This window comes from Stutzerimonas stutzeri (genome assembly GCF_000935215.1).
In the GTDB taxonomy this organism is placed as follows: Bacteria; Pseudomonadota; Gammaproteobacteria; order Pseudomonadales; family Pseudomonadaceae; genus Stutzerimonas.
Genome location: NZ_JXXD01000299.1, coordinates 1 through 207 on the forward strand (window position 1 = coordinate 1; position 207 = coordinate 207).

1 protein-coding gene is annotated in these 207 nt (G+C 65.2%); it reads left to right on the plus strand.

Annotation, left to right across the window (positions count from 1 at the left end):
* Positions 1-207: solute carrier family 23 protein (locus tag LO50_RS22105; protein ID WP_044316380.1), on the plus strand; the 207-nt coding region annotated here is incomplete at both ends.

A 207-nucleotide genomic window follows, 5' to 3' on the forward strand; every position in this document is an offset into this window, starting at 1 on the left:
CGCAACCGTTCCGCTTCGGTTTCGCATTCGACTGGATGGCCTTCATCCCGATCGCGGTGATCTTCCTCATCACACCGCTGGAAACCGCCGGCGACCTCACCGCCAACTCGATGATCTCGCGTCAGCCGGTGCGCGGGCCGGTGTATCTGCGGCGGATCAAGTCGGGAATCCTCGCCGATGGCTGCAGCTCGGCGGTCGCCGCGGTGT